The sequence below is a fragment of the Streptomyces sp. NBC_00554 genome (genome assembly GCF_041431135.1).
Taxonomy (GTDB): Bacteria; Actinomycetota; Actinomycetes; order Streptomycetales; family Streptomycetaceae; genus Streptomyces.
Genome location: NZ_CP107799.1, coordinates 7,506,956 through 7,520,850, shown reverse-complemented (window position 1 = coordinate 7,520,850; position 13,895 = coordinate 7,506,956). Strand labels below are relative to the sequence as shown.

Below are 13,895 nucleotides of genomic sequence, written 5' to 3'. Positions count from 1 at the left end.
GCACCAGCAGTCCCCCATACGTATCCCGCGTACGACGTGTGCGCGTCCCACATGGAGATCACCAACATGAGCCAGCGGAACAGCAAGGCCGCGAAGACGGCGGCCCGTGAGCGACTGCGCGTCGAGCGCGAGCGCCAGGCCAAGCGCAACAAGGTCAAGCGCCAGGTCATCGTCGCCTGCTCCATCGTCGGCGTCCTCGCGATAGCCGGCGGCATCAGCTACGCGGTCGTGCAGGGCAACAAGCCCGGCTACTGGGAGGCCGCGAAGGACGACAAGCTCGTCAAGCCGGCCAACACCACGGGCACGAACGGCACGACGGTCGTCATCGGCAAGAGCACCGCCAAGAAGACCCTCGAGATGTACGAGGACCCGCGCTGCCCGATCTGCGCCCAGTTCGAGCAGACCGTCGGCGCGACCGTCGACAAGGGCATCGAGGCCGGCGACTACAAGGTCCAGTACATCGGCGCCACGTTCCTCGACAACAGCCTGTCCGGTGAGGGCTCCAAGAACGCGCTCAGCGCTCTGGGCGCCGCGCTGAACGTCAGCCCCGAGGCCTTCCTCGAGTACAAGACCGCGCTGTACTCGACGAAGTACCACCCCGAGGAGACCGACGACAAGTTCAAGGACGACTCCTACCTGATCAAGGTGGCGGACACCGTCTCCGCGCTGAAGAACAACACCAAGTTCCAGACGGCCGTCAAGGACGGCACCTACGACAAGTGGGCGCTGACGATGTCCGCGAAGTTCGACGACAGCGGAGTGACGGGCACGCCGACCCTGAAGATGGACGGCAAGACGCTCACCGGCTCCGACGGCCAGAACGCCCCGATGACGGTGGCCGACTTCACCACGGCGATCGACGCGGCGCTCAAGGCCTGACGGCCCAGCGGGCTCAATGTCCGCACTTCGAGGGCCTGGCAGGTCCTTCGGGCTCAAGGTCCGCGGACTCTGCGCGCCTCACAGGTCCAGCAGTCGAAGAGCGGGCGAACTTTTCGGAGTTCGCCCGCTCTTGTCTTGTACTGGCCGGTAACCTGCTCGCTCGTGACCAGTCGCTTCAGATCATCCGACCCCTCGGGCGCCGTCAACTCCCGCGCCCCGCGCCGCCGTACGGTCGTCAAGGCCGCGGCCGCCACCGCCGTCCTCGCCGGCCCCCTGGCCGCCGCCCTCCCGGCCCGCGCCGCCACCGAGGCCCCCGCCTTCCTCCACGGTGTCGCCTCCGGGGACCCGCTGCCCGACGGCATTCTGCTGTGGACCCGGGTGACGCCGACCGCCGAGGCGATACCCGGCTCCGGGCTCGGCCCGGACACCGAGGTGAGCTGGACCGTCGCCGCCGACAAGGCGTTCGGCTCGGTCGTCGCCAAGGGATCCACCACCGCGTCCGCCGCCTCCGACCACACCGTGAAGGCGGACATCCGGGGCCTGCGGCCGGCCACCGACTACTGGTTCCGCTTCTCCGCCGGCGGCACCGACTCACCCGCCGCCCGCACCCGCACCGCCCCGGCGGCCGACGCCGCCGTGACCGGCCTGCGCTTCGGCGTGGTCTCCTGCGCCAACTGGGAGGCGGGCTACTTCTCTTCGTACCGCCATCTCGCGGCACGCGGCGACCTGGACGCCTGGCTGCATCTCGGCGACTACATCTACGAGTACGCGACCGGCGAGTACGGCACCCGCGACACCGTCGTACGCCCGCACGCACCGGCCAACGAGATCACCACCCTCGCCGACTACCGCACCCGGCACGGGCGTTACAAGACCGACCCCGACCTCCAGGCCCTGCACGTCGCAGCCCCGGTCGTCGCCATCTGGGACGACCACGAGTTCGCCAACGACGCCTGGTCGGGCGGCGCCGAGAACCACACCGAGGGCACGGAGGGCACCTGGTCCGCGCGCCAGGCCGCCGCGAAGCAGGCCTACTTCGAGTGGATGCCGGTGCGCCCCGCGATCGCGGGCACCACCTACCGCCGCCTCCGCTTCGGCAAGCTCGCCGACCTCTCGCTGCTCGACCTGCGGTCCTTCCGCTCCCAGCAGGCGTCCACGGGCAGCGGCTCGGTAGACGACCCGGACCGTACGCTCACCGGCCGGGCCCAGCTCGACTGGCTGAAGTCGGGGCTCAAGGCCTCCGACACCACCTGGCGGCTGGTCGGAAACTCGGTGATGATCTCGCCGTTCGCCATCGGCTCGCTCGCCGCCGACCTCCTCAAGCCGCTCGCCGAGCTGCTCGGCCTCCCCAAGGAGGGCCTGGCCCTCAACACCGACCAGTGGGACGGCTACACGGACGACCGCCGCGAGATCCTGGCCCACCTGCGGTCCAACGCGATCCGCAACACGGTGTTCCTGACCGGCGACATCCACATGGCCTGGGCCAACGACGTGCCGGTGAACGCCGGAACGTACCCGCTGTCCGCGTCGGCCGCCACGGAGTTCGTCGTCACCTCGGTCACCTCCGACAACCTCGACGACATCGTCAAGGTCCCCGAGGGCTCCGTCTCGGCCATCGCCGCGCCGATCATCCGCGCCGCCAACCGGCACGTCCACTGGGTCGACACCGACCGCCACGGCTACGGCGTCCTGGACATCACCGCCGACCGCGCGCAGATGGACTTCTACGTCCTCTCCGACCGCACGAAGGCGAACGCGACCTCGTCCTGGGCCCGTTCGTACCGCACCCGCAGCGGCACGCAGAAGGTGGAGCGGACATACGACCCGGTGTGACGGCGCCAGTAGCCGGTCACAGACTGTCGAGGAAGCCGAGCGCCACCTTCCAGGTGGCCTCGGCGGCCTCCGCGTCGTAGTCGGGAAGGTCGGGGTCGGTGTACAAGTGCCCCGCACCGGCGTACCGATAGATCTCCACGTCGGCCCCGGCTCTGCGCATCTGCAGGTACCAGGAGCTCAGCCAGTCGTCCGTCTCGAACGCGTCGGGCTCGGCGACATGCAGCTGGACGGGCAGCTCGTCCACCGACGCACTCGCCGCGATGTCCGAGGTACCGTGCAGGAGCACCAGTCCGCGGGCCTTCTCGTCGCCGAGCGCCAAGGTCTGCGCGACGGAGGCGCCGAGCGAGAATCCCGCGTACACCAGGCCGCGGTCGGAGTAGGGCGCGGCGGCCAGCACCGCGCGTCTGAGCAGCTCGTCCTTGCCGATCCCGTCGTTGAAGGCCATGCCCTCCTCCACGGTCTCGAAGGTGCGCCCCTCGAAGAGGTCGGGCGTCCACACCTCGTGGCCCGCCGCACGCAGCCGGTCCGCCGCGGCGCGCACCGCGGGCCGGAGCCCGTAGGTCGAGTGAAAGAGCATGATGTTCATGAGCCCCATGGTGCCAGCCGGCACCGACAAGGCCCTGCTCAAGGCCGTACGTCGGACCGGACCCGGCCCTGGACCCGGACCTGACCGGGAACTCATGTTCATGAACCCCCCGGGCCGGTTACGGTCTCAGGCATGGAGAACGTGCTGCGCCCTCTGATCGTCCTTGGTGGCTCGGTCGTGCTCACACTGCTCATCGGGTGGGCCGTCGACCTCCTGCTGCGACGGGCCGACGCCCGGCACAGCGAGACCGGGCTGTGGGGCCGGCTCCGCCGCGCCCGCGTCCCCTTCCAGTTCGTCCTGTGCGTGGCCCTGCTGAGAGGCTCGTACGACCAGGCCCAGATCGCCCGCGAGTACTCGGCCGACGTCGGCCGGATCCTGACACTGGTCCTCATCGGGTCCACCGCCTGGCTGATCGTGGGGATCGCGACGGCGATCGTCGAGACCTCGTACTCGCGCTACGCGAACGCCCACCGCGATCCGGCGCGGGTCCGCCGGGTGCGGACGCAGGTGACGCTGATCCAGCGCGTGGTCTCCGCGATCGTGGGCGTGGTGGCGGTCGCCGCGATGCTGCTCACGTTCCCGGCGATGCGTGCGGCCGGTGCCTCCCTGCTGGCCTCGGCCGGCATCATCGGCATCGTCGCCGGTGTCGCCGCCCAGTCGACGCTGGCCAACCTGTTCGCCGGGCTGCAGATCGCCTTCGGCGACATGGTGCGCCTCGGTGACACGGTCGTGGTGGACGGCGAGTGGGGCACGGTCGACGAGATCACGCTGACGTTCCTGACGGTACGGACGTGGGACGAGCGCCGGATCACCATGCCGGTCTCGTACTTCGTCTCGAAGCCCTTCGAGAACTGGTCGCGCGGCAGCGCCCAGATGACCGGCATCGTCTTCTTCCAGGTCGACCACTCCGCACCCGTGAACGCGATGCGCGAGCAGCTGCGGGACATCCTGCGCGAGTGCCCGGCCTGGGACGGCCGCGACTACGGACTGGCCGTCACGGACTCGACACCCAACACCATGGAGGTACGCGCCCTGGTCACCGCCAAGGACGCGGACGACATCTGGACGGTACGGGTCACGGTCCGCGAACAGATGATCCGCTGGCTGACCGAGGAGCACCCCTACGCGCTCCCCCGCGTCAACACGGCGGACGCGGCCCTGCCACCGGGCAACACCAACGGCCAGCCACCACGCCCGAACCGCGACCGGGCCCACGAGCCACCACGGACAGGCCCGGGCAGGGGCTGACCCGCGGACGGGCCCGGACAGAGGCTGACCCGCGGACGGGCCCGATCAGGGGCTGACCGCGGCCGCACGCCCACGGCGACAGCCGATCGTACGAACCCGCAGCCGCCAACGGCGAGAATCCCCCACGGGAGACGTGCACTTGTCATCGAGGCAGAAGCGGGCGGTGCGCGGGCGGGAGAGAACCCGCCCAAGCCCAGCGCCGCGTCACCGCAAGCTACGCACATCCAGATGCCGCAGCACCCGGTCCACGATCTCCGGATCCGCCCCCGGCTCACTCCGCGCGGACAGCACCTCGTGCCGAGCCGCGCTCATCATCTCCCCCTGAATCCGCCGGAGTCTCTTGATCCGCCGGACCCGGTGCTCATGCCCCTCCCGGCGCTCTCCCTCCCCCACATCCGGGCTGATCCGCAGCCCGATGTCGAGCGCCCGCCGCCGCAACTGCTCGGACACCTCGTCCGGCAGCTCCTCCACCGCCTCGATCTCCTTCAGCCTCCCCCGCGCGGCCTTCGCCGCGCGCACCGCGAGCTCTCTCTCGAAGGCCTTCTCGGCCTTGGTGTCGGCCTGCACTCCGAGCTTCTTGACGATCCAGGGCAGCGTCAGCCCCTGCAGCACCAGCGTCGCCATGATCACCCCGAACGCGATGAACACGATCTCGTCCCGGTCGGGGAACGCCGATCCGTCGTCCGTCTTCAGCGGAATCGCCAGCGCGAGGGCCACGGAGGCGACCCCTCGCATCCCCGCCCACCACATCACGACGGTCTCGCGCCAGGACAGCGGAATGTCCTCGTCGTAGTCCCGTTTGGCGTGCAGCCGTTTGGTCAGCCAGGTCGCCGGCAGCAGCCACGCCAGCCGTACGAGCACGACGACGGCGACGATCGCCCCGGCCCACCCCAGCATCTCGCCCCACCGCCCCGAGGCGGTCCTGATCGCGTTGTGCAGTTCGAGTCCGATCAGCCCGAACGCGACCCCGGTGACCAGTGTGTCCACCACGTCCCAGAACGACTGCCCGGCGAGCCGGATCAGGACGTCGTCGGCATCGGTGGCGTACTCGGCCAGGAACAGCGCCGTGGTGAGCACCGCGAGCACCCCGGACCCGTGCAGCTCCTCGGCGAGCACGTAGGCGGCGAACGGCACGAGCAGCGTCAGACCGATGTGCAGCGTGGCGTCGTCGAGCAGGCCCATCAGCTTGTTCGTGCCCCAGCCGAGCACCAGCCCAACGGCGAGCGCGATGACGGCGGACAGTACGAAGTCGAGGCCGGCCTGCCACGGCGAGAAGCTTCCGCTGACCACCGCGGCGATCGCGACGTGGTACAGCACGATGGCCGTCACGTCGTTGAAGAGCCCTTCCCCCTCCAGGGTCGACACCAGTCGTCGCGGCAGCCCGAGTTGTCCCGCGACGGCGGTCGCCGCGACCGGGTCGGGTGGCGCGACGAGGGCGCCGAGCGCCACGGCGGCGGCGATCGGCAGCCCGGGCACGATCGCGCTCGCGACCATGGCCACCGCCACGGTGGTGACGAACACCAGCGCCACGGCCAGCAGGAAGATCGGTCGTTTGTTGGCCGCGAACTGTCTCCATGACGTGCGCCGTACCGCGGCGTAGAGCAGTGGCGGCAGTAGCGCGGGCAGGATCAGGTCGGGCGGGATGTCCACGTTGGGCACGAAGTCCAGCACGGCGAGGACGATCCCGAGAAGCGTCATCAGCACCGGCGCGGGCAGCCCCAGCCGGTCTCCCAGCGGGACGCTCAGCACGGCCCCGAGCAACAGCGCGAACAACAGGGCCAGCTGATCCACGGTCAACGCTCCGGCGGGGTCTGGGCGATCTAGGAAGATCCAGACCTCAAGCGTGCCACGCACCTACGACAAAGCGGCGGCGACAGCTCGCGGCACCGCTCAGAGCGCTTTGCGCATCGCCCGGTGTGCGATTCCGGCGTCCTGGAACTCCGCGCCGTACGCCACGTATCCGAGCCGCTCGTAGAACCCCAGGGCATGCGTCTGCGCGTGCAGATCCACCGCGGCGAGTCCACGCGCGCGTGCCGCGTCCTCGATGCCGACCACGATCGCGGCGCCGACACCGAGCCCACGCGTCTCCCGCTTCACGGCGAGCCGCCCGAGCGAGCCGACCGTCAGGTCACCGTCGGTCTTGGCGGCGGCCTCCTCGCCGTACAGAAGACGCCCGGTGCCCAGCGGCACCCCGTCCTCGCGGACGGCCAGCACATGCAGGGCACCCTCGTCGTAGGAGTCGTACTCGATGTCCTCGGGCACGCCCTGCTCGCCGACGAAGACCTCCTTGCGCACCGCGAAGCATGCCTCGCGGTCGGCTGCCTCCTCGGCGACCCGCACCTCGTACGGCACACTCACGCGTAGCTCTCCTCGCGGACCTTGTCGAGCGCCTTCTGGAGGTCCTCGGGGTAGCCGCTCTCGAACTCCACCCACTGCCCGTCACCGGGGTGCTCGAAGCCGAGCCGCACCGCGTGCAGCCACTGCCGGGTGAGCCCGAGCCGCTTGGAGAGCGTCGGGTCCGCCCCGTACGTCAGGTCGCCCACGCACGGGTGCCGGTGGGCCGACATGTGCACACGGATCTGGTGCGTGCGCCCCGTCTCCAGCTTGATGTCGAGGAGGCTGGCGGCACGGAACGCCTCGATGAGGTCGTAGTGCGTGACCGACGGCTTGCCCTCCGCCGTCACGGCCCACTTGTAGTCGTGGTTCGGGTGGCGCCCGATCGGAGCGTCGATCGTGCCGCTCATCGGGTCCGGGTGGCCCTGGACCAGCGAGTGGTAGCGCTTGTCGACGACGCGCTCCTTGAACTGGCGCTTCAGCGACGTGTACGCGCGCTCCGACTTGGCCACCACCATCAGGCCCGAGGTGCCGACGTCGAGCCGGTGCACGATGCCCTGACGCTCGGCGGCACCGGAGGTCGAGATCCGGTAGCCCGCGGCGGCGAGGCCGCCGATGACGGTAGTTCCGGTCCAACCGGGGCTCGGGTGCGCGGCGACGCCGACCGGCTTCACGATCACGACGATGTCGTCGTCGTCATGGATGATCTCCATGCCCTCGACGGGCTCGGCCACGATCTGCACCGGGGCGGGAGCCTGCGGCATCTCCACCTCGAGCCAGGCGCCGCCGTGCACCCGCTCGGACTTGCCGACCACCGAGCCGTCGACCGTGACCTTCCCCGCCGCGGCGAGCTCGGCGGCCTTCGTGCGGGAGAAGCCGAACATACGGGAGATGGCGGCGTCGACACGCTCGCCCTCCAGACCGTCGGGCACGGGCAGGTTACGGATCTCGGGAATGGTGCTCACCCGTCGAGTATGCCGGACGGGTCCGACACCGCCCGACCACAGCCCGAACATCAGTACGCGCGGAGGGCTCCGTACGCCGACCCGGAGGATCAGTCCTTGTGGACGGTGAGGCTCAGTCCTTGTGGACGGTCCCGTCCGGGTCGAGCCCGCGGAAGGACAGCAGCACGATCAGGATGCCGCCGCAGACGATCGCCGAGTCGGCCAGGTTGAAGACCGCGAAGTGCTTGGGCGCGATGAAGTCGACGACCGCACCCTCGAAGACGCCCGGCGAGCGGAAGATCCGGTCGGTCAGGTTCCCGAGCGCGCCGCCGAGGAGCAGGCCGAGCGCGATCGCCCAGGGCAGGCTGTACAGCTTGCGCGCCAGCCTGGCGATCACCACGATCACGGCCGCCGCGATCACCGTGAAGATGATGGTGAAGGCCTCACCAAGACCGAAGGCCGCGCCCGCGTTGCGGATCGCCTCGAACTTCAGCCAGTCCCCGATGATCTCGATCGAGTCGTGGTGCTCCAGCTTCGCGACCACGATCATCTTGCTGACGAGGTCGAGGACGTACGCCAGGGCGGCGACCGTGAACAGGACGGCGATCCTGCGCTTGCCCTTCGGCCGCTCGTCCGGGGTCGCGGTCCCGTCCGCGCCGGACCGCTCGGCCGGGGCCGACCCGTCCGAGCCGGAGCCGTCGCCCGACGCCGCGTTCTCGTCGGACTGCTCCGGCCCGGATCCCGCCGCCCCTGGGATGTCCGGCGTACCGATGATGCGCTCCGCCTCTGCCACGTGAGTCCCTCAACCTAGGTTCCTGACTGAGGACGAGGGTACGACACGCCCCCTGGCGCCCACGTGCTCAGGAGCCCTCCCGCGCCGTTCAGTAGCGGCGTTCCTGCTTCTGCTTGCACTCGACGCACAGGGTGGCCCGCGGGAAGGCCTGCATCCGCGCCTTGCCGATGGGGTTGCCGCAGTTCTCGCAGAGTCCGTACGTGCCCGCGTCGAGGCGTTGCAGCGCCCGCTCGGTCTGCTCCAGCATCTCGCGCGCGTTGGCGTTGAGCGCCATCTCGGACTCGCGCGTGATGTTCTTGGTGCCGGTGTCCGCCTGGTCGTCGCCCGCGCCGTCGCCGGAGTCGCGCATCAGGCCCGCGAGCGCCTCCTCGGACGCGGAGATCTCGGAGCTCAGCCGCAGCGCCTCGGACTGGAGCTCCGCGCGCGCATCCGCTACCTCTTCCGGGGTCCAGGGGTCCTCGCCGGGGCGCACCGCGAGCTCGCCGGGCTCCACCAGCGCGGAGACCCGCGCCTTGGGAACAGCGGTGGGCTTCTTCGCCGCCGTGGCCGTACCAGGAGTCTTCTTCGCAACCACCGTCGTGGCTCCCGTCGTCTTCGCGGCCTGGGCCGCGCCCTGGGCCGCGGAAGCGACCGCCGTCTTCGCCGTACTGCTGCTCTTCTTGGCGGCGCGCTTCGCACCGGCCTTCTTCGTAGTACCGCCCTTCGCCGCCCCGGTCTCCTCCGGAACGGCCTCCGCCACCGCGGCCTTCTTCCCGACGGTCTTCCTGGCCACCGCCTTCTTGGCAGGGGCCTTCTTCGCGGTGGCCTTCTTGGCCGCCGTTTTCGAAACAGCCGCCTTCGGAGCGACCGTTTTCGCGTCAGCCGCCTCAGAGGTGGCCGTCTTCGAAGCCGCCGCCTTGGAAGTGGCCGTTTTCCTGGTGGCCGCTTTGGAGGCCTTGGCAGCCGTCTTGGAGGCGTTCTTCACCGGCTTGGCGGCGGCACCGCCCTCCGCCGGTGCCCCCTGCGCGCTCTTCTTCCCACCCACATCCTTGGCCGCCGGACCCGTGGATCTGCCGGACGCCGACTGCTGTACGGCGGTCTTCTTCGCCACCATGGCCGCGGCCCCTTCACATATTGTGATCTTGCTCGCGAATCGTGCTGGGACGATAAATCGACTTCTGGCCCGCGGCAACGGGGCACACCAGCGATTCGCCCGCCCCGCGGGTCCCGCACGACAAGCCTGCAAGCGTTGTGCCCAGCTCCCCGCCGGGTAATCCGCCGAGTCCGGCGTCCCAGGATCCGGACATCCGCACCTCGCCATTCGGGTCACTTCGCAGGCCACCGGGCCACCCCGGAAAACCGGTCGGCCGCTGTCCTCGCGGCGCCGTACACTGAGCGCAGCGAGAAGCGTGGATGGGGACGAGTAGCGGCGTAAGCGGCCAAGAGCGACCCGGGGACGGTGGAAGCCCGGGGGCGAGCGCGACGCGAAGATCACCCCGGAGCCGCCGGAAGAAAGCCTGGGCCCAGCGGCCAAGGCCGGTAGACCCGGTATCGCGACCCCAATGAGGGGGCTCGCCGGAGCACACAGAGCACCGGAGAGCCAAGGAGGGTGGTACCGCGGGAGCGCGCCGCACACGGCGTCCGCAGCGGCTGCTAGGCAGCCGCACAGGCTCTCGTCCCTCCGACGGAAGGCAGAAAGTCCGTTGGAGGAAGTTCGCTGATGACAGCGCCGACGTACCGCCAGGTGCCCGCCCAGATCGACCTGCCCGCCCTCGAGCACGCCGTGCTCGACTTCTGGGCCGAGCAGAAGATCTTCGCCAAGAGCCTTGAGCAGTCCGAGGGCCACCCCGAATGGGTGTTCTACGAGGGCCCGCCCACCGCGAACGGCATGCCGGGCGCCCACCACATCGAGGCGCGCGTCTTCAAGGACGTCTTCCCGCGCTTCCGCACCATGCGCGGCTACCACGTGGCCCGCAAGGCCGGCTGGGACTGCCACGGCCTCCCGGTCGAGCTGACCGTGGAGAAGGAGCTCGGCTTCACCGGCAAGCAGGACATCGAGGCGTACGGCATCGCCGAGTTCAACGCCAAGTGCCGCGAGTCCGTGACCCGCCACACCGACGCCTTCGCCGAGCTCACCGACCGCATGGGCTACTGGGTCGACCTCGACGACGCCTACCGCACGATGGACCCCGAGTACGTCGAGTCCGTCTGGTGGTCGCTGAAGGAGATCTTCAACAAGGGCCTGCTGGTCCAGGACTACCGCGTCGCCCCGTGGTGCCCGCGCGACGAGACCGGTCTGTCGGACCACGAGCTGGCGCAGGGCTACGAGACGATCGTCGACCCGTCCGTGTACGTCCGTTTCCCGCTCACCTCCGGTCCGCTCGCCGGCCAGGCAGCGCTCCTGGTGTGGACGACGACCCCGTGGACGCTGGTCTCCAACACCGCCGTCGCCGCGCACCCCGACGTCACCTATGTCGTCGCGACCAACGGCGAGGAGAAGCTCGTCGTCGCCGAGCCGCTCGTCGAGAAGTCCCTCGGCGAGGGCTGGGAGACCACCGGCGAGACCTTCACCGGCGCCGAGATGGAGCGCTGGACCTATCAACGTCCGTTCGAGCTGGTGGAGTTCCCGGCGGACGTGGAAACCCACTACGTGGTCAACGCCGACTACGTCACGACCGAGGACGGTACGGGTCTGGTCCACCAGTCCCCCGCCTTCGGTGAGGACGACCTCAAGGTCTGCCGCGCGTACGGCCTGCCCGTGGTGAACCCCGTCCGTCCGAACGGCACCTTCGAGGAGGACGTCCCCCTCGTAGGCGGTGTCTTCTTCAAGAAGGCGGACGAAAAGCTCACCGAGGACCTCCAGGAGCGCGGGCTGCTCTTCAAGCACATCCCGTACGAGCACAGCTACCCGCACTGCTGGCGCTGCCACACCGCGCTCCTCTACTACGCGCAGCCGTCCTGGTACATCCGCACCACGGCCATCAAGGACCGCCTCCTCCAGGAGAACGAGAAGACCAACTGGTTCCCGGAGTCGGTCAAGCACGGCCGCTTCGGCGACTGGCTGAACAACAACATCGACTGGGCGCTGTCCCGCAGCCGCTACTGGGGCACCCCGCTCCCGCTGTGGACCTGCGAGGAGGGCCACCTCACGTGCGTCGGCTCCCGCGCGGAGCTCTCCGAGCTGACGGGCACCGACCAGTCGAACCTGGACCCGCACCGCCCGTACATCGACGAGGTCACGTTCCCCTGCCCGCAGTGCGCGCAGACCGCGACCCGCGTCCCGGAGGTCATCGACGCCTGGTACGACTCGGGTTCGATGCCGTTCGCGCAGTGGGGATACCCGTACAAGAACAAGGAGCTCTTCGAGAGCCGCTACCCGGCGCAGTTCATCAGCGAGGCCATCGACCAGACCCGCGGCTGGTTCTACACCCTCATGGCGGTCGGCACTCTCGTCTTCGACAAGTCCTCGTACGAGAACGTGGTCTGCCTGGGCCACATCCTCGCCGAGGACGGCCGCAAGATGTCCAAGCACCTGGGCAACACCCTGCAGCCGATCCCGCTGATGGACCAGCACGGCGCCGACGCGGTCCGCTGGTTCATGGCGGCCGGCGGCTCCCCGTGGTCCGCGCGCCGCGTAGGCCACGGCACCATCCAGGAGGTCGTCCGCAAGACGCTCCTCACGTACTGGAACACGGTCGCCTTCCAGGCCCTGTACGCGCGCACGTCCAACTGGGCGCCCAGCGAGGCCGATCCGGCCCCGGCCGACCGCCCGGTCCTCGACCGCTGGCTCCTGTCCGAACTCCACGCGCTCACCGACCAGGTGACGCAGGCTCTGGAGGCGTACGACACCCAGCGCGCCGGAAAGCTCCTGTCGGCCTTCGTCGACGACCTGTCCAACTGGTACGTACGCCGCTCCCGGCGCCGCTTCTGGCAGGGCGACAAGGCGGCGCTGCGCACCCTGCACGAGGTCGTCGAGACGATCACGCGCCTGATGGCCCCGCTGACCCCGTTCATCACCGAGCGGGTCTGGCAGGACCTGGTGGTGCCGGTCACGCCGGGCGCCCCCGAGTCCGTACACCTCTCCTCCTGGCCGGAGGCGGACCTGTCCGTCATCGACCCGGAGCTGTCCAAGCAGATGGTGCTCGTACGCCGTCTCGTGGAGCTGGGCCGCGCCACCCGCGCGGAGTCGGGCGTCAAGACCCGCCAGCCGCTGTCCCGCGCGCTGATCGCCTCGACGGGCTTCGAGACCCTGGACCGCGAGCTGCACGCACAGATCACCGAAGAGCTGAACGTGAGCTCGCTGGCTTCTCTGAGTGAAGTGGGCGGCTCCCTGGTCGACACGACCGCGAAGGCGAACTTCCGCGCCCTGGGCAAGCGCTTCGGCAAGGGCGTCCAGGCGGTGGCGAAGGCCGTCGCGGAAGCCGATGCCGCCGCCCTCTCCCTCGCCCTGCGCTCGGGCACGGCCTCGGTCGAGGTCGACGGCGAGACGGTGACGCTGGCCCCGGATGAGGTGATCATCACAGAGACCCCGCGCGAGGGCTGGTCGGTGGCATCCGACTCCGGCGCGACCGTCGCCCTCGACCTGGAGATCACCGAGGAGCTGCGCCAGGCGGGCCTCGCCCGTGACGCGATCCGCCTGATCCAGGAGGCCCGCAAGAACAGCGGCCTCGACGTGGCCGACCGCATCGCACTCCGCTGGACCTCCACAGACCCGGCAGTCATCGCGGCCCTCACCGAACACACCCCCCTCATCGCCGACGAGGTCCTCGCCACAGACTTCGCCCAGTCCGAGGCGGACGACACCTACGGCCCCCCGTTCACGGACGAGCCCCTGTCCCTGACGTTCCGCCTCCGCAAGGCGTAACACCGACCGCCGGGCGGGCTGACCCGCCCGGCGGTCGAGAACGAGACGGCACCATCCCGATCCCCCACCCACCCGTGGGGGCCGCGGTTTCAGCCCGTCCGGCGTTCGAGGACAAGACAGCGCCATCCCGATCCCCCACCCACCCACGGAGGCTGTGGCTTCAGCCCGTCCGGCGTTCGAGGACGAGCGCGCAGCGCGACAGGGGGGTCTGGGGGCGCAGCCCCCAGGAACGGGACGGGAAGGGGCGGAGGGGGCGAACAACCCCCACGCCCACCCCCACAACCCCGCACAAGAAGGCCCGGGCCACCAAGATTCTTGGTGGCCCGGGCCTTCGGCGTTGCGTACCCCGCACAGCTGCCCGCAAGGGCGACGCACAAAAGGGCGAGGCCCCCGAAACCGGGGGCCCCGCCCTGAACGCTGCCGACGCCTAAGGCG

General features: G+C 70.0%; 10 protein-coding genes. 4 read left to right on the top strand and 6 right to left on the bottom strand.

Annotated elements, in window-relative coordinates; translation table 11 throughout:
• Positions 1–66 precede the first annotated feature (66 nt).
• Positions 67–879: a thioredoxin domain-containing protein gene (locus OG266_RS33115; protein ID WP_266465308.1), complete on the top strand. Its 813-nt coding sequence runs from the start codon at positions 67–69 to the stop codon at positions 877–879.
• Between the two features lie 162 nt (positions 880–1,041).
• Entirely contained in the window at positions 1,042–2,712 is a 1,671-nt protein-coding gene (locus OG266_RS33110) for an alkaline phosphatase (protein ID WP_371550177.1), read from the top strand.
• A 16-nt stretch (positions 2,713–2,728) separates the two neighbouring features.
• Here the strand turns inward: OG266_RS33110 and OG266_RS33105 are convergent, their stop codons facing one another.
• Positions 2,729–3,298 (bottom strand): dienelactone hydrolase family protein, encoded by a 570-nt coding sequence (locus OG266_RS33105; RefSeq protein ID WP_371550175.1) that lies wholly within the window; start codon positions 3,296–3,298, stop codon positions 2,729–2,731.
• 132 nt (positions 3,299–3,430) lie between these two features.
• Here OG266_RS33105 and OG266_RS33100 point away from each other — a divergent pair, with 132 nt between their 5' ends.
• A complete protein-coding gene (locus tag OG266_RS33100; protein WP_371550174.1) occupies positions 3,431–4,546 on the top strand; it encodes a mechanosensitive ion channel family protein in 1,116 nt (371 codons plus the stop codon).
• 204 nt (positions 4,547–4,750) lie between these two features.
• Here OG266_RS33100 and OG266_RS33095 read toward each other — a convergent pair whose 3' ends face one another.
• The 5 genes from OG266_RS33095 to OG266_RS33075 all read right to left on the bottom strand — a co-directional run bounded on the left by OG266_RS33095 (position 4,751) and on the right by OG266_RS33075 (position 9,710).
• The gene (locus OG266_RS33095) at positions 4,751–6,337 is read right to left on the bottom strand and encodes a Na+/H+ antiporter (RefSeq protein WP_266465295.1); all 1,587 of its coding nucleotides are present in this window, start codon (positions 6,335–6,337) and stop codon (positions 4,751–4,753) included.
• 99 nt (positions 6,338–6,436) lie between these two features.
• On the bottom strand, positions 6,437–6,904 hold the full coding sequence (locus OG266_RS33090; protein ID WP_266465291.1) for a GNAT family N-acetyltransferase: 468 nt from the start codon (positions 6,902–6,904) through the stop codon (positions 6,437–6,439).
• Positions 6,901–7,845, bottom strand: a complete 945-nt coding sequence (locus OG266_RS33085; protein WP_266465290.1) for an RluA family pseudouridine synthase — start codon at positions 7,843–7,845, stop codon at positions 6,901–6,903. The genes OG266_RS33090 and OG266_RS33085 overlap by 4 nt, the downstream gene beginning before the upstream one ends.
• Before the next feature lie 112 nt (positions 7,846–7,957).
• Positions 7,958–8,617, bottom strand: a complete 660-nt coding sequence (lspA, locus tag OG266_RS33080) for a signal peptidase II (RefSeq protein ID WP_266465288.1) — start codon at positions 8,615–8,617, stop codon at positions 7,958–7,960.
• Positions 8,618–8,705: 88 nt separating this feature from the next.
• The gene (locus OG266_RS33075) at positions 8,706–9,710 is read right to left on the bottom strand and encodes a TraR/DksA family transcriptional regulator (RefSeq protein ID WP_371550171.1); all 1,005 of its coding nucleotides are present in this window, start codon (positions 9,708–9,710) and stop codon (positions 8,706–8,708) included.
• Positions 9,711–10,316: 606 nt separating this feature from the next.
• Between OG266_RS33075 and ileS the strand changes: the two genes are divergently transcribed.
• The gene (gene ileS / locus OG266_RS33070; RefSeq protein WP_371550169.1) at positions 10,317–13,460 is read left to right on the top strand and encodes an isoleucine--tRNA ligase; all 3,144 of its coding nucleotides are present in this window, start codon (positions 10,317–10,319) and stop codon (positions 13,458–13,460) included.
• Positions 13,461–13,895 lie beyond the last annotated feature (435 nt).